This window comes from Paenibacillus sp. sgz302115, from assembly GCF_056120445.1.
In genome coordinates this window covers 497,976-515,861 of sequence record NZ_JBVYOK010000002.1, presented here as the reverse complement: position 1 = coordinate 515,861, position 17,886 = coordinate 497,976, and the positions used below count along the sequence as shown (strand labels likewise).

21 protein-coding genes are annotated in these 17,886 nt (G+C 50.2%); 4 read left to right on the top strand and 17 right to left on the bottom strand.

Features of this window, described 5'->3' with window-relative positions; genetic code table 11:
• Positions 1-44 precede the first annotated feature (44 nt).
• Complete coding sequence (locus AC0LWN_RS07910) at positions 45-446, bottom strand: MerR family transcriptional regulator (RefSeq protein ID WP_474664028.1); 402 nt, start codon at positions 444-446, stop codon at positions 45-47.
• A gap of 197 nt (positions 447-643) precedes the next feature.
• Between AC0LWN_RS07910 and AC0LWN_RS07905 the strand changes: the two genes are divergently transcribed.
• Positions 644-1,978: an MATE family efflux transporter gene (locus AC0LWN_RS07905; protein WP_474664026.1), complete on the top strand. Its 1,335-nt coding sequence runs from the start codon at positions 644-646 to the stop codon at positions 1,976-1,978.
• A gap of 244 nt (positions 1,979-2,222) precedes the next feature.
• Here AC0LWN_RS07905 and AC0LWN_RS07900 read toward each other — a convergent pair whose 3' ends face one another.
• Complete coding sequence (locus tag AC0LWN_RS07900; protein ID WP_474664024.1) at positions 2,223-3,890, bottom strand: ribonuclease J; 1,668 nt, start codon at positions 3,888-3,890, stop codon at positions 2,223-2,225.
• A gap of 140 nt (positions 3,891-4,030) precedes the next feature.
• Between AC0LWN_RS07900 and AC0LWN_RS07895 the strand changes: the two genes are divergently transcribed.
• Positions 4,031-4,798: a threonine/serine exporter family protein gene (locus AC0LWN_RS07895; RefSeq protein ID WP_474664022.1), complete on the top strand. Its 768-nt coding sequence runs from the start codon at positions 4,031-4,033 to the stop codon at positions 4,796-4,798.
• Positions 4,799-4,826: 28 nt separating this feature from the next.
• Positions 4,827-5,258: a threonine/serine exporter family protein gene (locus AC0LWN_RS07890; RefSeq protein ID WP_458965903.1), complete on the top strand. Its 432-nt coding sequence runs from the start codon at positions 4,827-4,829 to the stop codon at positions 5,256-5,258.
• Positions 5,259-5,403: 145 nt separating this feature from the next.
• On the opposite strand, the gene AC0LWN_RS07885 is transcribed toward AC0LWN_RS07890, so the two are convergent.
• The 3 genes from AC0LWN_RS07885 to AC0LWN_RS07875 all read right to left on the bottom strand — a co-directional run bounded on the left by AC0LWN_RS07885 (position 5,404) and on the right by AC0LWN_RS07875 (position 8,252).
• Positions 5,404-5,940, bottom strand: coding sequence for a GNAT family N-acetyltransferase (locus tag AC0LWN_RS07885; RefSeq protein WP_474664020.1), 537 nt, complete (start codon positions 5,938-5,940; stop codon positions 5,404-5,406).
• A gap of 2 nt (positions 5,941-5,942) precedes the next feature.
• The gene (locus AC0LWN_RS07880; protein WP_474664018.1) at positions 5,943-7,964 is read right to left on the bottom strand and encodes a Na+/H+ antiporter; all 2,022 of its coding nucleotides are present in this window, start codon (positions 7,962-7,964) and stop codon (positions 5,943-5,945) included.
• Between the two features lie 69 nt (positions 7,965-8,033).
• Positions 8,034-8,252: a helix-turn-helix transcriptional regulator gene (locus AC0LWN_RS07875; RefSeq protein WP_458965906.1), complete on the bottom strand. Its 219-nt coding sequence runs from the start codon at positions 8,250-8,252 to the stop codon at positions 8,034-8,036.
• Positions 8,253-8,485: 233 nt separating this feature from the next.
• Here AC0LWN_RS07875 and AC0LWN_RS07870 point away from each other — a divergent pair, with 233 nt between their 5' ends.
• The gene (locus tag AC0LWN_RS07870) at positions 8,486-9,241 is read left to right on the top strand and encodes an MBL fold metallo-hydrolase (protein ID WP_474664016.1); all 756 of its coding nucleotides are present in this window, start codon (positions 8,486-8,488) and stop codon (positions 9,239-9,241) included.
• A 127-nt stretch (positions 9,242-9,368) separates the two neighbouring features.
• Here AC0LWN_RS07870 and AC0LWN_RS07865 read toward each other — a convergent pair whose 3' ends face one another.
• From AC0LWN_RS07865 to AC0LWN_RS07810, 12 genes are all read right to left on the bottom strand, one after another.
• Positions 9,369-10,004, bottom strand: a complete 636-nt coding sequence (locus tag AC0LWN_RS07865; RefSeq protein WP_474664014.1) for an NAD(P)-dependent oxidoreductase — start codon at positions 10,002-10,004, stop codon at positions 9,369-9,371.
• Positions 10,005-10,086: 82 nt separating this feature from the next.
• The gene (locus AC0LWN_RS07860; RefSeq protein WP_474664012.1) at positions 10,087-10,293 is read right to left on the bottom strand and encodes a hypothetical protein; all 207 of its coding nucleotides are present in this window, start codon (positions 10,291-10,293) and stop codon (positions 10,087-10,089) included.
• A 75-nt stretch (positions 10,294-10,368) separates the two neighbouring features.
• Complete coding sequence (locus AC0LWN_RS07855) at positions 10,369-11,235, bottom strand: VOC family protein (protein WP_474664010.1); 867 nt, start codon at positions 11,233-11,235, stop codon at positions 10,369-10,371.
• A gap of 230 nt (positions 11,236-11,465) precedes the next feature.
• A complete protein-coding gene (locus AC0LWN_RS07850) occupies positions 11,466-12,197 on the bottom strand; it encodes a metallophosphoesterase family protein (protein WP_474664008.1) in 732 nt (243 codons plus the stop codon).
• A 42-nt stretch (positions 12,198-12,239) separates the two neighbouring features.
• Positions 12,240-12,629, bottom strand: a complete 390-nt coding sequence (locus tag AC0LWN_RS07845; RefSeq protein WP_474664006.1) for a hypothetical protein — start codon at positions 12,627-12,629, stop codon at positions 12,240-12,242.
• Positions 12,630-12,645: 16 nt separating this feature from the next.
• Positions 12,646-13,191, bottom strand: a complete 546-nt coding sequence (locus AC0LWN_RS07840) for a GNAT family N-acetyltransferase (protein ID WP_474664004.1) — start codon at positions 13,189-13,191, stop codon at positions 12,646-12,648.
• Positions 13,192-13,785: 594 nt separating this feature from the next.
• Entirely contained in the window at positions 13,786-14,208 is a 423-nt protein-coding gene (locus AC0LWN_RS07835; protein WP_474664002.1) for an Rrf2 family transcriptional regulator, read from the bottom strand.
• 64 nt (positions 14,209-14,272) lie between these two features.
• Positions 14,273-15,088 carry a hypothetical protein gene (locus AC0LWN_RS07830; protein ID WP_474664001.1) on the bottom strand — a complete coding sequence of 272 codons (816 nt, stop codon included), beginning with the start codon at positions 15,086-15,088 and terminating at the stop codon, positions 14,273-14,275.
• Between the two features lie 26 nt (positions 15,089-15,114).
• Positions 15,115-15,699 carry a DJ-1/PfpI family protein gene (locus AC0LWN_RS07825; protein WP_474664000.1) on the bottom strand — a complete coding sequence of 195 codons (585 nt, stop codon included), beginning with the start codon at positions 15,697-15,699 and terminating at the stop codon, positions 15,115-15,117.
• Positions 15,700-15,730: 31 nt separating this feature from the next.
• Positions 15,731-16,051, bottom strand: coding sequence for a carboxymuconolactone decarboxylase family protein (locus tag AC0LWN_RS07820; protein WP_458965917.1), 321 nt, complete (start codon positions 16,049-16,051; stop codon positions 15,731-15,733).
• A 32-nt stretch (positions 16,052-16,083) separates the two neighbouring features.
• Positions 16,084-16,830 carry a type I methionyl aminopeptidase gene (gene map, locus AC0LWN_RS07815; RefSeq protein WP_474663999.1) on the bottom strand — a complete coding sequence of 249 codons (747 nt, stop codon included), beginning with the start codon at positions 16,828-16,830 and terminating at the stop codon, positions 16,084-16,086.
• 178 nt (positions 16,831-17,008) lie between these two features.
• Positions 17,009-17,638 (bottom strand): SGNH/GDSL hydrolase family protein, encoded by a 630-nt coding sequence (locus tag AC0LWN_RS07810; RefSeq protein WP_474663998.1) that lies wholly within the window; start codon positions 17,636-17,638, stop codon positions 17,009-17,011.
• Between the last annotated feature and the right edge of the window lie 248 nt (positions 17,639-17,886).

Genomic DNA, 17,886 nt, shown 5'->3' with positions numbered 1-17,886 from the left:
GTTCTTTTACCAATGGATAGGATTGGTTTTGAGCCGCTGGGATTTTATCGTTCCCCCCATTTGGCCGGGTTCGTATTATCTGGGATTAAGTGGTTGACAATGTCGCAGTAATGTTTTTCTTTACTTATAATATATTCTGCCATTACTTTTGCTTCTTCCAATTGGGCTAAAACCATTTCCTTTTGCTTCCGTACAATTTCATAACGCTCCGGAATAGTAGAATCACCTTCCAAGCTTAACTCTACATATTTTTTGATGTCTTCCACTGACATACCACATTTTTTTAAGTTTTTTGCACCTCTAAGCCAGTTTATGGACTCATCATTAAAAATACGGTTATTATTTTTATCCCGCTGTAAATTGGGAACTAATCCCTTATCCGTATAGAAGCGAATAGTGTGTTCAGTTAAATCAAGCAGTTTAGCAACCTCTTTCACAGTGTACATGTAAATCCTCCCTACTATAATAAGTCCATAAAATCATTGGCTTCGTGTAACACGAAGGTTGTATTTAATAATACTTCGGAAAATTCGTTTTGACCATTCCCCAAGACTAACAGAGAGGACTATCCAGAAAACATCACTTTGACATATCCCCCCTAGGGGGATATAATCACCGTGATAATATAAAGTGGAGGTCCGCCATGCCCAAGACTATTAGCAGTGACCAGAGCCAGAAAATCAAAGTTATATTGACCCTGGCCGTACCGTCTATGATTGAGAATTTTTTGCAAACTATTGTAGGTTTTGTAGACACTCTCTTTGTATCCAAAATTGGTCTCAATCAAGTCGCTGCGGTCGGGGTGACGAGTGCCATTATGGCTGTTTATATTGCTATTTTTATGGCTATGGGGGTAGGGACTTCCTCATTGATTGCACGCAGTGTGGGCGCTGGGGAAATAGATAAAGCCAAGGCTATTGCGCGGCAATCAACGTACATATCAGCCATATTAGGTCTTATTTTCGGGATCATAACCTTCTTTTTTGCTGAGCCCTTGCTGCGGCTTATGGGAGCAGAACCGCATGTATTAGCGGATAGCGTAGTATACTTCCGGATTGTAGCCGTCCCCTCTATTTTCATATCACTGATGACCGTCTTCGGCAGTATCTTGCGCGCTGCTGGTGATACCAAAACCCCCATGAAGGTCGGCATCTGGATCAATATGATCCATATTGTATTAGATTACATTCTGATCTTCGGTTTATTCAGTTGGACGGGCTGGGGCATCGCCGGAGCTGCTTGGGCTACCACAATAGTCCGGGTGATCGGCTCCATTGCGCTATTTATGTATATCCGGAAATCCAAGCTCATCTTCTCTATCCGCAAAGGAGCCGCAATCGGGTACACAATGCCTTTGCTGAAGCTTTCCGCCCCTGCAGCTGCCGAAAGGCTGATTATGCGGTTTGGGCAGGTGCTTTATTTTGGCCTTATTGTGCGAATTGGCACCGATGTGTATGCAGCCCACATTCTTGCCGGGAATATAGAAATCTTTTCTTATATGCCGGGGTATGGCCTGGCCGTTGCAGCGACCACTCTTGTTGGTCAGAGCTTAGGAGCGAATCAAAAAAAGGATGCCTACCAATACGGTCTGCTGACCATGTGGGTTGCCGTTGTGTTTATGGCTTTTGTTGGGGTGATATTGTTTGTATTTTCTCCCATCGCAACCAGTTGGTTTACCAATGATGCCGCTGTTATTGGAATGGTAACTACAGCGCTTCGCATTGATGCGTTCGCCCAGCCGTTTTTAGCCATTGGATTAGTTCTTGCCGGGGCACTTCAAGGAGCTGGAGATACGAAGAGTCCGATGTACAGCACCGCTATTGGGATGTGGCTCATCCGCGTTGTCGGCGTGTATGTGTTATGTCTTCATTTTGGGATGGGAATTGCCGGGGTGTGGATATCCATTGCAATTGATCTGGTTATCCGCGCCGTTTATTTGATTCTAAGGTTTAACCGGAAAATGCGGGTAACTATATAAGTTAAACTATAGATTTTCATATTGGGGTCTGGTCGTAACTGCGGGGAATGTTTGGACTTCCGGCCGCTGCCCTTCTGCAGATTTCTTCAATTTATACCGTTGTTCACGGTTGAAATCCGCAGACAAAGGCGGTCGCTACCGCTCCGTAAGTATCCAAACTTCCCCTCCGTCACTTCTGCCCTTTTTATGTTTTTTTCTTTAGTTGAACTAATATAGTCAAAGTTCACCTAATAAGTTCCCATGATTACACCTCAATAATGATCGGAAGAATCATCGGGCGGCGCTTCGTTCGCTCATACAGAAATTTGCCTAAGGTGTCCTTGATGGTTGATTTCATAATATTCCATTGGCCAAGATCAGCAGGGCCCATCTTCTGCAGGGTCGCAGACACGAGCTGATTGATCTCTTCCATCAGCGTATCAGAGTTCCGTACGTAGACGAATCCTCTTGAGATCGTGTCGGGATCATTCAGAATTCTGCCATCGCTTTGGCTAAGTGTGATCACCGTAATAAGAATGCCGTCCGCAGACAGCTGTCTGCGGTCCCGCAGCACAACATTGCCAATGTCGCCAATTCCAAGGCCGTCCACTAGCAGCTGTCCAGCCGGCAAACGTCCTTGCTGGCGGACGACGCCTGCCTCTGACTCGACAACCTCCCCATTTTTAAGGATAAAAATATTGTCCGGGTTCACGCCGACAGCCTCCGCCAGCATACTGTGATGATGAAGCATGCGGTATTCCCCGTGGATCGGGATGAAATATTCCGGTTTCATCAGGGTCAGCATCAGCTTCAATTCCTCTTGGCTGCCATGTCCTGACACATGCAGTTCGCTGCGGGAGCCGTAGATGACCCTTGCACCCAGAATGTACAGGTTGTCTACAATCCGGGACACGTTGCGTTCATTGCCAGGAATCGGGTTAGCCGCAATCAGAACAGTGTCCCCTGCTGCAATCTCAAGCTGCCTATGGCTTGCATTCGCTAAGCGGGATAACGCAGCCATCGGTTCGCCTTGGCTGCCGGTGCACAGTACAGCTATCTTTTCGGGAGGCAGCTTTGCCGCTTCTGCCGGCTCCACCAGCATACCTTCAGGCACTTTTAAAAAACCCAATTCTTGTGCAACTCCAACTACATTGACCATACTTCTGCCAAGCAAGGTGAGGTGACGGCCGGTATGCTCAGCTGCATCAACAATCTGCTGCAAACGGTGCACATTCGAAGCAAAGGTAGAGACAAATACTCTCTGCTCAGCCTTCTGAAAAGCTTCTTCCATATGAGCTCCCACAAGCCTCTCAGAAGGGGTGAAGCCGGGTCTTTCAGCATTGGTGCTCTCGGAGAGAAGAAACTTTACGCCCCTCTTGCCGATTTCAGCCATTTTATGAATATCCGGATATTGCTTATTGACTGGAGTCATGTCAAATTTGAAATCGCCTGTATGTACAATAGTTCCCTCAGGAGTATCGAATACGACACCCAGGCAATCCGGAATGCTGTGGTTGGTATTAAAAAAGGTGGTGGTGATCGAGCCGAACTCCAGCCTGGAATCTCTATCAATACAATGCAGGCTCGTCTGGCGCAGCAGGCCGTGTTCCTTCAGCTTGGTCTCAATCAGGCCAAGAGTCAGGCGGGAAGCATAGATCGGGATATTCAGCTGCTTCAGCAAATAAGGAATTCCCCCGATGTGATCCTCATGCCCGTGAGTGACGATAAGCGCCCGTACCTTATCTACATGGCTCAATAAATAGGAAACATCAGGAATAATCAGGTCAATGCCCAGCATGCTCTCGTCAGGAAATTTAGAGCCGCTGTCAATAGCAATAATGTCATCGGCGTACTGTACAATATACATGTTTTTTCCAATCTCGTTTACTCCGCCTAATGCCGCAATCCAGAGCTGCTTTCCAGACATCTTCATAGAGGTTCCTCCTTGTGATTTTCCCCCTTATTATGTATTAATCACCGGAAAATCATCCAGTCTGTAGATTAGAGGTTGATCTTTTCAGCCATTGCGGCGACAATCAAATATATAACATTCCAGGGGAGGATCGAACGAAGTTGGATAGCACAAGCAACAACAGCAATACTTCCGCGCATGACATCATCGACCTGTGCCTGCTGGCTGGTAAAATCATGCTGCAAAGCGGCGCGGAAACGTACCGCGTAGAGGATACAATGAGCCGTATGGCCGCTTCGCTCGGTTTTCCCGGAGCGCACAGCTACGTAACGCCAACGGTCATTATGTTCACCACCAGCCGGACCGAGCCGGTGAAGCTGTTCCGCATTGCCGAGCGGACCACCGATCTGCAGAAGGTATCGGAGGTCAACGACATCTCGCGGCGGCTAAGCGAGCGTCAGCTCACGGCAAATGAAGCGCGTGAGCGGCTAAGCGTGGTGGATGATGCAGCCCATGCTTATCCGGCTTGGATACAGATTGCCGCAGCCGCCCTGACCGGCGCGTGCTTCACCGTTATGTTCAAAGGCAGCCTGTGGGATGCTCTTCCGGCCATCCTTGCATCCGGCATCGGCTTTGCTGCAGCAACCTATTTGCACCGGCTCGTACAAATCAGATTCTTCGCGGAGTTCACCGCTTCGTTCCTGATCGGCCTGCTCGCCTTCTTCGCTGTCAAGCTCGGCGTGGGACAGGAAATGGATAAGATCATTATCGGCTCCGTGATGCCGCTGGTTCCGGGACTGCTCATTACGAATGCAGTCCGCGATTTGATGGCCGGCCATCTCGTCTCCGGCCTTTCCAAGGGAGCCGATGCTTTTCTGACGGCGTTCGCGATTGGAACAGGCATCGGACTTGTGCTGTCAATTTTATGATCCCCCACGTGAAAGAGGTTAACTGTTCATGATTTTGCAATTGATAACCAGTTTTATCGCCGCTGCCACCTTCTGCATTCTGTTCAATGCACCAGCCCGGGCCTTGGTGCAATGCGGCTTTGCCGGAATGGTAGGCTGGATGCTCTATCTTCAGCTGGATGAACAATGGGACACAGTGGTTGCTACCTTTCTAGCTACCGTAGTGGTCGGAGTGATCAGCCAGTTCTTCGCCCGCTCCTTCAAGATGCCGGTCATTATCTTCAGCGTAGGGGGCATTATCCCGCTGGTTCCGGGGGGACTTGCTTACGATGCCATGCGCAAGTTCGTGGAGAATGACAACAATCAGGCCATCCAGTTTGCCGTACAGGCGCTGATGCTCTCCGGGGCAATCGCTACCGGCCTTGTCCTCAGTGAAGTGCTCGGGCAGATGTTCCGCCGGAAGAACAGCCGGAGCTCATAAGCAGCCGCGCACAGCAAGAGCACTGCTGGCTCAGGCTGCTTCCCGACACAATAAAGGCTGCTCACCAGGTCATAAAATGACCGGTGAGCAGCCTTTGTACTTGTACAGAACGATATTCGCCAGTAGCTATTGATCAGACACAGGTTTAGCTGTCAGTCTGCAGTTCACTCCGGCCGATAATTTTGGAGTAGCTGGCAATATCCAGCCATCTGCCGAATTTGCTGCCGATTTCTTTGAACAGGGCGCTTTGCTCATACCCGTGCTTGGCGAAGAGCCTCCGGCTCGGTTCATTGTCCGCGCACACCGTAGCCACGAGCACGTGGAAACCAAGCACCGCCGCACGCTCCTCAATGAAGCTCAGTGCCTTGCCGCCAAGCCCCTGCCCCCCTCTGCCAGGCTTCAGATAGATGCTGATTTCGCCGGAGGTATCATAGGCCTGCTTATTCTTGTGTCTGGCAATCAGGACATAACCCTGCAGCTCCCCGTCCTGCAGAATGGCATAGGACCTGAAGCGCGGATCGCCGCTTAGCACCGACTCGCGCATGGCCGATAATTCAATCGGCTCCGTATGAAAAGAAACCGTCGTATTCAGCACATAATAGTTATAGATATCTACGACCTCTGCCAGATGCTCTTCCCCAATTTCCACATAAGACAAACCGCTTGCCGCTATTTCTCCCATCCTTAATCCTCCCAGATCGCCGTCTCCAATTGATCGACAAATTTACGCAGCTTTCCGGCGATTTTCAGATTAATCGCCCCGTTCTGATACATCTGTTGCACGGTATTGCGCTGCTCCTGAATGGCCTGCAGCTTCAGCTCAAGCTTCTGGTCATCGACAACCCCATCCTTAATCCAGCCATCCCCCTCGGTAAGCCGGTTCTCCATCTGCTCGTACTTGTCGATAACCTTCTGCGAAGCCAGCCGGTTCTCTTCATTCATCCCCGCGCTGACGGCCGCCACCGCTGCCTGACACATTGAAATCTTCGCAATGCGGGCGCTCTCGGCATTCATCGCCGCCTGCCGCCCTTCATCACCGTTCAGCTTGCCGGAAAATAATCCTGAGAACAAGCGCTGAATTTCAGTCATCGAAAATTTGAACTGAGTGTCGAGCCGCTTACACATCAAGGCTTCCTTATGGTCAATAAGCTCCTCCATCTTCGAGGCTACCGGAGCCGCAATGGTTCCATTCTCCAGCATCCGCCGAAGCTCCGAACGCTCAGCCGCAAGAGCGTTTCGCTTGGCCTGGACTCCGAGCTGGCGGAAATGCTCCGCTTCCGGATCATCTGCAGTTTTCCGTGCGCAAAGCCTGTCAATTTTGTCCGTGAACTCCAGCAGGGCAGGCTGATTCATAGGCTGGGGATTTTCTGAGATCAGGCTGCGCAGCATGCTCATCCCCGCATCAATCACAACCGATCTTGCCGTCAGCTCTGAATTGAGAGTACGGGTCTCCACCACCACCGTCTCCTCCTTGTCCGCGAGCAGCGGGAGAAAGATGCTGGCAATGACCAGTGACATCAGGATGACGCCGGCCGCAAGGGCGATAATCAGGTCACGCTGCGGAAACGGTGAACCATCTCCCAGGACGAGCGGGATCGAGAATGCCCCAGCCAGAGTTACGGCTCCGCGGACGCCCGAAATCGAAGTGATCAGTTGCGACTTAAGCGGCGCCTTCTCCACCTTCCGCCTGCGGCTCTCCCATAAAGAGTATGCGTATACCCAGAGAAACCGCAGCACAATAAGCAGCGCCGTAATCGCCAGCACATAACCGGCCACCATAAAGTTGTTCAGGCTGCTGTCGCGGTATATCACCGCAACGACATCAGGGACCGACACGCCAAGAATCAGGAAGACCAGGCCATTTAGGACAAGCAGAAGCACGGACCATGTGCTTGCAGATACAAGCTGCAGCTTGTATTGCGGAGACACGGCACGGTCCTTCTCAATGGCATACATCACGCCGCCGGCTACGACCCCCAGAATGCCGGATACGCCGATTTCCTCACAGATCAGATAAATGATAAAAGGCGTGAGGATCTGCAGCAGCACATGAATCGTGACATCCTCCATCCCGAATCTGCGGATAAACACACTAAGCCGGATCAGCATAAAGGAGAGCAGTGCTCCGACGAGCAGTCCGCCTGCCGCAATCAGCACAAAGCTGATCGTTGCCTTAGGCAAAGAGAATACTCCGGTAACCGCCGCCGCGATGGCAAACTTGAAAGCGACCAGACCGGAGGCGTCATTCATCAGGGACTCGCCCTCAAGAATCCGGTGAATGCTCTTTGGCAGATGCACCTTCCCGGCCAGTGCACTTACCGCAACCGCATCCGTAGGGGACAGGATCGCAGCAAGCGCAAAGGAGGCCGCCAGCGGTATCGAGGGAATCATCCAGTGAATGGCATACCCTGCCACAAATACCGTAGCGAAGACCAGCCCTAACGCCAGCAGCAGGATAGGAGCCCTCAGATTCCACAGCTCGTCGCGCGGCGTCCGCCTGCCGTCATTGAACAGCAGCGGAGCGATAAACAGCACGAAAAACAGCTCCGGCTCAAAGGACATATGTATTCCTGTAGGAACCATAGCGGCAATGACACCCAGTCCAATCTGGATCAGCGGAATCGGCACAAACGGGATAAACCGGTTCACAATATTGGATACCGCGATGAGTCCCAGCAGTAACAGCACAGCAAGAAAAGTCTCCAAGCTCTCAACTCCCCCGGTATATTTTTTTATTATTATAGCCTAAATCTCCCAGGCAGCAAGAAAATGCTGTTACCTGGATTTCTCCCCTTCACCGTCTTCCTCATATACAAAAATCTCTTCAATACTTATCTTGAAGTACTTCGCAAGCTTAAAGGCCAGAATAATCGAAGGATTGTACCTCCCTTTTTCCAGCGAACAGATCGTCTGCCTCGACACCTCCAATGCTGCGGCAAGCTCCTCCTGCTTAATGCCGCGCTGCTTTCGGATTGCTTCAAGCCTATTCTTCATTACCGTGCCTCCTGAACATGTAAAGCGAGCTTTACGTCGAGAATACCACCTGCAGCGCAAAATGTAAAGCGGACTTTCCATAGAACATCAAAATGTTCACTGTTTTATACATTGACAAAAATATTTTTTTGTGTTATAATAAATTATTTATGTATTGAAAATGTAACGTAGGTTCAGTATGATATGCATTAGCCTCACGGCATCACTCTTATCATTTATAACGGAGGGATACAATGCATATTGCCAAAGGAATTGAAATGCTGGAGATTTCCGTTCAGGTCATGGGCGGTACAGACACCTTTTACCCTACCCTGCTCTGGGACGAGGAGTCTGCTATACTGGTCGATACCGGAGTTCCGGGACTGGCGCAGCGCTTCAAGGAGGCTCTCACTGAAGCTTCCGTGCCTTGGGAGCAGCTTAAGACCATCCTCATCACGCATCAGGATCTCGATCACATCGGAAGCCTGCCGTCCCTGCTGGATCTGGCCGGGCCTGGGCTGAACGTGCTGGCCCATGAAATCGAGCGACCCTATATCGAAGGGGACAAGATGCTGCTTAAGCATACCCCGGAAGCACTGGCAGCAGCCGAAGCCAATCTTCCGCTAACCGTGCCGGAGGAGTGGCGGCGCGCCTTCCTGAATGTGCTGGCCCATCCGCCCAAAGGAAGAGTAGATCAGACACTTACCGGCGGAGAGCAGCTCCCCTTTGCCGGCGGAATTACAGTCATTCATACGCCCGGCCACAGCCCGGGCCATTTAAGCTTGTATCATCAGGCGAGCCGCACGCTGATTGCCGCCGATGCCTTGACCGTCCAAGGCGGTGAGTTGTGCGGACCCGACGCAACTGCTACGCCTGATATGGCTACCGCCCTCAGTTCTCTGAAGAAATTCGCCGATTTTGAGATTCGCCAGGTGATCTGCTATCACGGGGGATTGTTCACCGGGGATGCCAACCGCAGAATCGCCGAGCTTGCACAAGGGATTGTGTAACTAGCCTAGTGTAGCACCCATAAGTGAAGTTTTGGCTTCACGGCCCGCTTGGATACTTTACAGCACAAAAAAAGAAGCGAAGCCGGTCCAGCCGGTTCGCTTCTTTTTATAACAGCCGTCAGGCCAATCAGGACTCCGAAACCACCGTGAACCGCTCGCGGATATGCTGCGGCCGCTCGATCTCATCCACGATTGCAATCGCATAATCAGCATAGCTGACGTAGCTTTCGCCTTTGGAGTTGGACAGCAGATGATCCTTACCTTTCTCATAGGCGCCTGTTCTTGCACCTACGGCGAAGTTGGCGGACGGGCTGACAAAGGTCCATTTCAGATCCTTCGTGCCTTTCAGAATCTCCAGATTTTTGCCCTGATTCAAAGCCGTTGGCTTCACAAAGTCAGGAAATCCCGGCGTATCCACTACTCTTACAGTTTTGGCTTCATCCACATACAAGCTTCCTGCTCCGCCCACTACGATCAAACGCGTACCAGGTGCGTCCTTCAGGGCTTCAATCAGCACATTCCCGGCATCCACATGCAGATGCTCCTGCCCGAACGGGGCACCAAAGGCATTAACCACAACGTCAAAGCCCTTCAGATCCTCCGCAGTCAAAGCGAAGATATCCTTCTCTACTACAGCAGCCTTGCTGCCTGCCACTTTTGCGGCATCCCGTACGATTACAGTAACCTCATGACCTCTGCCCAGCGCTTCCTTAGTGATCTCGCTTCCCGCCTTGCCGCTTGCTCCGATGACTGCAATTTTCATAATTAGTTCCTCCTAAAGTTTTGTTTAGTGTAATCAGGCCAGTTGCAGGATATCCTGTATGATCTTCCGGTCAACATCCAAATCAAACTTCCGGCCCCAAAAGCATTTTCAGGGGGTGCTTCACGAAATGAATATCTTCACGATGGATAATTTGCTCTTCTATGCCGCTTTTTTGATCCACATGCAGGAAAAATTCAGCATGCTCATCCGTTAATGCATTCAGCAGCAAATTGATCTGCTCTGGGTTTTTATGACAAAGGATTACATAGGCCATTTTGAAGTTTTTCAAAACATTCATCCTTTCGCTCATATATTTCCAACATTATAGGAGAATGAGCGGGGATGGACAAGCAAATCTTTCACCTTAAGGCTTTACAAGCAGTTTAATACTAATGTTCCACGGATCTGTAACCGCCACAACTCCATCTGTTTCATTGACTTTGTACCCGGCCCCACGCACACGTTCAGCCACGGCATCACGTTCCTGAACACTAGGCAGAAGCAAAGTGAAGTAATCAATACCCGCCGCATCGGCCGGAGCTGCTGGAGCGCCTTGACCCGCCCAAACATTCAGCCCCATATGGTGATGATAACCCCCTGCCGAGATGAACAAGGCCGAATTGCCGTACCGCGTTGTCACCTCAAAACCCAGCGTATCCACATAGAACTTCTTGGCCTCGCCAAGATCGCCTACATGAAAGTGAACATGCCCGATTACCGTGCCCGCAGGCAGTCCGGTCCAAGGCAGACCTTCAGAGGCAGCCAGCAGTCCTTCCACATCCACCGGATCGGTGCTCATTACTACATTCCCTTCAGCATCATACTTCCACGTATTACGCGGACGGTCACGGTACAGCTCAATCCCGTTATTATCCGGGTCCTGAATATACAGCGCCTCACTGACAAGATGATCACCTTGACCAACCTCAATATCTGAAGCGATCAGGTTGCGCAGCACCAGCCCAAGGCTAGGACGGTCCGGCACAAGGATGGCAAAATGGTACAGTCCCGCAACCGAATTGCGGCGCAGCACCCGGGCATTCTCAATCTCCCGCAATATCAGCAGTACATGCTGGCCGTCAGCGGTCATTTCCACTTCGCGTCCGGTTTGACGCAATATTTTGAGTCCTATAACATTCTGGTAAAAAGCAAGCGAACGCTCCAAATTGCTCACTCTGATCTGCACAAGACCAATTTCCAGCTCTTGTGGCAGAGTTGCTGTTGCTGTCATATCAATCCCTCCTGAATGTAAGCGGATCTGAAATTTACAATCCGTTTGTTATTGTCTAGTCTTAACCTCACTCGAGCTTGTCATCCACAATTGTAACTGTTACCGTTACATCTTAACTAACTTTAGTATAGTACCACTCCATAAGTATGTCAATTACTTTTACAAAAAACACAAAACCCAACCAGGATTGGTCGGGCTGTACAATACAAACGCTCCTCATAACATGCGTCTTAGTCTTTTATTCCTCTATATTTAGCGGTTCTTAGCTCTCTAATATACAGCTCCAAATCCGGCATTTCCGATTCTACAGCCTGCTGCACAGCCAGTTCAATATCATAGGGAACTCTAACGAACTGTATGTTCAGCCGCCCAAAGGAAAGGTTACCGTAATCACCCTCCAGCAAAACATATGAGGCCTGCGTCAGATCCAGCGGATTGCCGACACTTCCCACGTTAAATAGCGTTTTCCCTTCCAGATGCTGCAGGTATGCGTTATGAATATCCCCATATCCGGCTACATCTGCCGGCAGATCAGCCTGGCACAGCTCAGAGGACTGAAACAGCGACAGACGCTGCTCATACGCATCCCACGGTTGCACCCGTTCATTCACACTGCGCGGCGAAGCATGAAACAACCGGACGAACTTTCCGCTCATCCAGAACTCAATGGAGAACGGGAGTGATTTTAAATAATCGAGACGATTCTGTCCCAGTACGGCACGGTGCCATTTCACAACCTCAAGCCCGCTTGTTCCAGCGACGAACTCATCCCAGTTCCCGGTAACAACTTCTTCGCAATGCTCCCGGATAAGATCAACTGTCAAATCTGAATTCGGCCCTTTGCCGACGATATCTCCGAGACAAAAAATCCGGCTCACCCTACGCTCCTGAATATCCGCGAGCACCGCCTGCAGAGCCGTCACATTGCCATGAATGTCAGAAATAATTGCAATCGTGTCCACCTATGTACCTCCGTTGCTGTCTAGTATGCATTGTTTTTTGCATCATTTATACACTTTAACACCATTATAGAATCTTTGCTCCGATGTCGCCGACTGAATCCACTCCACAAGCCCTACGCGATTGATCAGGAACTTCTCATCCACTTTAATATACGGAAGCATCATGCCGGTAAAGGAACCGTTATTATTCAAAATGGAATGTTCAGCTTTTATGATATTCAGCACCTGCTCCTCCTTCAGTCCCAGTAATTCGGCAGTCTCCTGAAGAGTCAGCAATGGCTTGTCGGTTATCTGCAGCCCTGTCTGAGCTTCTGTCTTCACCTGGTCAATCCGGGCTTCCTCTGCCTTCCCGCTGTTAATAATCAGACAACCAGCAATAAAAGATAATCCCAGGATCAGGCTTGCCGCCAAAATTGAAATTTGATTTTTCATATCCATCTCCTTGTTTTCAAGCACCATCATATTCGATAAGCCAGCAGTCTCTGTATTGGCCTTCATGCCATTCATGTTCAGGGAGCAGCTTTTTGCGCACAAACCCGTTCTTCTCATAGACTCTCAGCGCGCGGTGATTCCAGCTCTGCGGGTCCATCACAATCTTATCCGCCTGCTTCACTTGAAACAGGAAGTTGACCGTCTCTTTTATGAGCTGCGAGCCAATTCCTTGATTCCACAGCCCGGGTTCACCGATAAACTGGTCCATACCGTAGATCTCCCCCGCAAAATCCGCATAGCCATACTCCTGCCGCTCTTCAGCTTCAATCGGATAGAACTGGATATATCCCACATCCTGAGACTTGTATTGAACAATCCCGCGGGTCATCCCCTCCGAGGCGTCTTCATAAAAATGCTCCAGCACCATTTCCAGATTATGCGGACGGTCGCGGCCTTCATAATACTCCAGCACCGCCGGATCAGACAGCCATTTCACCAGCAGCCCCGCATCCTCAGGCTCCAGCCTTCTAACACAGAGTTCTTCATTATGATATAAAATCATTGCAGGGATGCTCATCTATATAACTATATACAAGTTGAACTTTAGATTTTCATAATGGGGTCTGGTCGTAACTGAGTGGAATGTTTGGACTTCCGGCCGCTGTTATGTTTGGATTTCTCTGACTAGAACCGCTGATCGCGGTAGAAATCCAAACATAAAGGCGGACGCATTCGCTCCTCCAGTTCCAAACTTCCTCTCCGCACTTCTACCCTATTTATGTATTCTTTAGTTCAACTTATATAATCCTCCTTTCGAACTTACATGGTGTCAGTCTACTGCATTTGGAATATTGTGTAAAGGCGTCTTCTGTACAAAAAAAGTGACCCCGCCAACGTCCGGCAGGGCCAAGGTCTATATATAAGGGGGGTCATGGGATTACTATAAGCCCTGAAGCTTAAAGGCATATGAAAAGCACATAAAGGTTTGCTGAAATTGTCGCATCCACCCTCTAACAATAGAAAAGATCCCGCCGAGGCACGACAGGATCCAGGAAAAAATCTATCCACTGGGGGGTGGAGATCTTTAATATACTCCTCCAACCTTAAAACCACATAAATTCTTCCTGAAATTTATCTTAAATTTCTATACGCAGGGTCAGTACACGGGAATCTGATTCACGATCTGATCAAGTGTAACCTCCTGCAGTACATTCTCCATCGCCGTCTGGGCCCTGGAAAAGACCGGAACAATCGCTCCGGCAATATTTTTGCCGACCGAACATGCAGGGTTCGGATGCTCATGAACGGAGAACAGGGAGCCCTCCTCCACCGCATTCACCGCCTTATAAATCTGCAGCAGCGTAATTTCAGACGCACTGCGTGTAAGCTTGGCCCCGGCTACACCGGGACGGACATCCACCAGCCCAGCCTTATGCAGCATGCCTGTAATCCGCCGGATCACTACCGGGTTGGTATTAACACTGGCGGCAATCCATTCTGAGGTGCTTTTGCCTTCCTTGTTGCTGTCAATCAGCGTTAAGATATGAATAGCCACCGCAAACCGGGTGCTAATGTTCATGGAAATCTCTCCTTTGGTGCCTTAGCAAAAAGGACACTATAGATGCAACAATAATAGTTACATTTCAGCCGGTTGTCAATCCCATGAGAATTTCCATGACCTGCTCAGGGTATTTCTTGCTTAGCCGTGTTTTGCCGAGATTGCTCTTCACAATCTTGATCATCCGGGCGTCACCAGTCCCGGCATATCTGCGCAGCATAGCAAAACCGGGCTCCGGTTGACCCGCAACAAACAGACTCAGGCTATACTCCAGGCCCTTGGATAACACACGATAATGCTCCGGATCGGCTGGCTTCACAGGCCCGGAGAGAATGCCTTGCATAATTTCGTCAGCTATCTCCAGGCAATAAAGAACATTGGCCTCATCTTTAAGGAGGGGAGGATGAGCGAGCGCCGCAACAAACGCACGCTGTTCAAGCAATGCCGAAGCTGGACGCCAGCCCTCAAGCAACTGCTTCAGAAGTGCAAAGCTAAATTCACCTATGTACTGCAGTCCCATCGCCGCCGCCTCGCGCATCCGCCATCTGGAATCATTCATCGCCGATTTCATGAACTCTTCGGACTGACTCCGCCGCCCGGCATCTGCATATGGATAATGGGCACCGCAAGCACATACGGCAGAGAATGGCAGAAATTCATGGGGATCGTTGGTCTTGGCGTCAGCCTCAGGGATCTGTGCCCAAGCAGAGAGCAGCGCCCAACCGGTGTCCGTCACTTCAGGTTTGCCAAAAAGCTTCGCAAAGCAGCCCGCCAGCTCCAGATTGCCCCTTGGCCCCGGCAGATTGCTCTCTTGCAGCATATAATCCGTAAGCAGCGGCCACTGTTCCCGGTCGTCTATCCACTGCTGAAGCGGCACTGAAGCATATTTATTCCCACTCATCCCGATTCCTCCGATTCATCGCAATTTCACTGTGTGCGGACAACTCCCTGCATCTCATAAGGGTAGTCAATTTGCTTCTTCACATTAAGCATCGCGGCTTCTCCGGCCAGAAGTGACAAAACATAAAGCCCAAGATCAATGGAGGTCGAAACCCCTCCGCCTGTAATAATTTGGCCGTCCTGCACAACCCTCGACTCCACCACTTGAGCGCAATAAGGCTCCAGAAGATCATAAGCGGAGGGATGTGTCGTGGCAGCATGTCCCTGCAAAAAACCGGCCGCACCGAGCAGCAGTGAACCTGTGCACACCGATACTTTGTAAGGAACATCCCTTGCCCCCTGAAGCCATGATATGAAGGGCTCGTCGTAGCGGAGCTTCCTTGTTCCCATTCCACCAGGCACAAAGATCAGGTCATATTGCGACAAGTCCGGCAGCACTTTGCCTATTTTGACGGTCAGCCCGAGCTCATCAGTCACTTCTTCCCTAATTCCGCAAATATCCCATTCCAGCCCGTGGCCTGATTCGAATTGCCCCAGCCGGTAGATAACATCATAGAAGCCGGCAAAATCCAGAAAAGTAATTCCGTCAAAAAGTATAAAGGCCATTCGCATTGCATCCGCCTCCTTTACAGCTTATGTTCAGCTACTCGCTGTCGTATGCCTGCAAGGCCACAGGCAAAGCCTGGATAACCACGTTGCCTACAGCCGGAAGAGCAAGCAAAACAGCACTAATGATCTCTTCTCTTGTGGCTCCGAGCGCCTTGGCATGCTTCACATGAAAAGGCAGGCCGCTCTCCAGCCGCACCGCTGCCAATACAGAGATATAAGCAATTTCTTCTGTCTTCGGGTCAAGCTTGCTGGCGGCCTCCAGCTTGTGAACCGTCTCCATCCAAGCCTTCTGGTGTTCCGGTGCTTCCTTCATAAAGGTCATAAATGAATTGCTGACTTGCGGTAAATCCCCCATATTTTATCCCTCCAGTTCTATTATCACTCCACTTATGCGCTTGTCAGAATAATCGGTTTACCCTTGGTAACCACAATCGTATGCTCATACTGGGCTACGCGGCTGTTGTCCATCACACTGAGCGTCCATCCGTCGGACTGCTGCTCCACAAAATCCGCCCCGGTGGACAAAAAAGGTTCGACGGTAATGACCTGGCCTTCTTTTAGAACAGCGGTATCACGCGGGTTATAGAACGGAAGGATTTCTTCAGGCTTCTCGTGCAGAGATTTGCCGATACCATGGCTGCACAGATTGCGCACCACCCTATAGCCGCGTTTGCGCGCCTCCAGCTCCATCACTCTGCCGATCTCGTTAACCTTCATGCCTGCTCTGAGATGATTGATGACACTCATCATAGTCTCTTCGGTGCTGCGGCACAGGTGGACGATTTTCTCATTATAAGGAGGCAGTTGAAAAGAAACCCCGGAATCCCCGTAATATCCGTTCAGCTCGGCTGAAACGTCAATATTAATCAAATCTCCGGCCTGAATCACCCGGGAGCCCGGAATACCGTGCGCCACCTCTTCATTAATACTGATGCAGGTGTACCCGGGAAATTTGTAAGTAAGCTTAGGAGCTGATCTCGCGCCGAACTGCTCCAGAATCGCTGCCCCGATCCCGTCAAGCTCAGCCGTAGTCATGCCGGGCTTCACCTGTCTCCTCATCTCGGCAATGGTATGCCCTACAACTCTACCGGCTGCTCTCAGCCCCTGCAAATCCTGTGCAGTATTGCTCGTCATAAGCTCTCATTCCTCTCGGTTCAAATCAATTTCGCACTCCAATTATAACAATCTTGTGAAGAAAATAACATGAGCACCGCTTCCCTGGAAGCTCCAAAAAGGCCAACCTGCTATAGAGCAACAGATTGGCCTTTAGGAGCAGGCAGACTATGTAATGAGATCAGCCCGATATGCTATTTTAGCTAATAGCTCCTACCGCTCTCAGCCACGCATCGGTAATGAGCGCATGACCAGCAGGGGATGGATGCACGCCATCTGGCGCCCAGTATGCAGATTCCGCCTTAACGGATGCCGCAGCGAACAGGCCGTCGAGCGGAACCAGCAGAGCACCATACTCGCGTGCCAGCTCGCGCACCACATGGATTTTGGGGTCCAGATCCTGGCGCCAGCCCTTGCGGTCTTCAGGGACAGGCAGCACAAACGGCTCAATCAGGACCAGCTTGGCATTTGTGGCTTTCTTGGTGCGCTCAATCAGGTCGCGGTAAGAAGCTTCAAACTGGGCGGCTGTAGTTTCTTCACCGGAATCAAAACGGCGCCATGTATCATTAATGCCGATATAAATCGAAACTACAGTTGGCTTCAGCTCCAGACAATCCTTGTCCCAACGGCGCTGCAGATCAACCACCCGGTTGCCGCTGATTCCGCGGTTAATAAAGGTCAGCTTCTTCTCAGGGAACTGCAACCCAAGCCGCGAGGCAATCATCAGTGCATAACCTACGCCAAGCGAAGACGGGTCCTCGTAGTTACGTCCCCAATCTGTGATGCTGTCGCCCTGGAACAGAATGATATCGTTTTCTTGAAATTCCATGCTGAAAATCCTCCTATGAAATATCTGGCATAGTATAAACAAATTCATTATAGCAAATAGATTCCCGCAGAGCATCTATTGAACGGAATCAATGTCCGCAGCTAGCCAGGTCAGCAGTTGCTTTGCAGCTCAATTCAGTTTAGATGGACTTCCAGACATTTACTATGAATATTTACACATGAGGTTCTCAGAATATCACAAAAAACCCTCCAAGCTCACCCGCACCTTATACAACATCAGGTGTTGTC

Coding starts and splice junctions, on each gene's coding strand:
- AC0LWN_RS07910 (WP_474664028.1), bottom strand. CDS start 446: ATGTACACTGTGAAAGAGGTTGCTAAACTGCTTGATTTAACTGAACAC.
- AC0LWN_RS07905 (WP_474664026.1), top strand. CDS start 644: ATGCCCAAGACTATTAGCAGTGACCAGAGCCAGAAAATCAAAGTTATA.
- AC0LWN_RS07900 (WP_474664024.1), bottom strand. CDS start 3,890: ATGAAGATGTCTGGAAAGCAGCTCTGGATTGCGGCATTAGGCGGAGTA.
- AC0LWN_RS07890 (WP_458965903.1), top strand. CDS start 4,827: ATGATTTTGCAATTGATAACCAGTTTTATCGCCGCTGCCACCTTCTGC.
- AC0LWN_RS07885 (WP_474664020.1), bottom strand. CDS start 5,940: ATGGGAGAAATAGCGGCAAGCGGTTTGTCTTATGTGGAAATTGGGGAA.
- AC0LWN_RS07875 (WP_458965906.1), bottom strand. CDS start 8,252: ATGAAGAATAGGCTTGAAGCAATCCGAAAGCAGCGCGGCATTAAGCAG.
- AC0LWN_RS07870 (WP_474664016.1), top strand. CDS start 8,486: ATGCATATTGCCAAAGGAATTGAAATGCTGGAGATTTCCGTTCAGGTC.
- AC0LWN_RS07865 (WP_474664014.1), bottom strand. CDS start 10,004: ATGAAAATTGCAGTCATCGGAGCAAGCGGCAAGGCGGGAAGCGAGATC.
- AC0LWN_RS07855 (WP_474664010.1), bottom strand. CDS start 11,235: ATGACAGCAACAGCAACTCTGCCACAAGAGCTGGAAATTGGTCTTGTG.
- AC0LWN_RS07845 (WP_474664006.1), bottom strand. CDS start 12,629: ATGAAAAATCAAATTTCAATTTTGGCGGCAAGCCTGATCCTGGGATTA.
- AC0LWN_RS07840 (WP_474664004.1), bottom strand. CDS start 13,191: ATGATTTTATATCATAATGAAGAACTCTGTGTTAGAAGGCTGGAGCCT.
- AC0LWN_RS07835 (WP_474664002.1), bottom strand. CDS start 14,208: ATGAACATTAGCACCCGGTTTGCGGTGGCTATTCATATCTTAACGCTG.
- AC0LWN_RS07830 (WP_474664001.1), bottom strand. CDS start 15,088: ATGAGTGGGAATAAATATGCTTCAGTGCCGCTTCAGCAGTGGATAGAC.
- AC0LWN_RS07825 (WP_474664000.1), bottom strand. CDS start 15,699: ATGCGAATGGCCTTTATACTTTTTGACGGAATTACTTTTCTGGATTTT.
- AC0LWN_RS07820 (WP_458965917.1), bottom strand. CDS start 16,051: ATGGGGGATTTACCGCAAGTCAGCAATTCATTTATGACCTTTATGAAG.
- map (WP_474663999.1), bottom strand. CDS start 16,830: ATGACGAGCAATACTGCACAGGATTTGCAGGGGCTGAGAGCAGCCGGT.
- AC0LWN_RS07810 (WP_474663998.1), bottom strand. CDS start 17,638: ATGGAATTTCAAGAAAACGATATCATTCTGTTCCAGGGCGACAGCATC.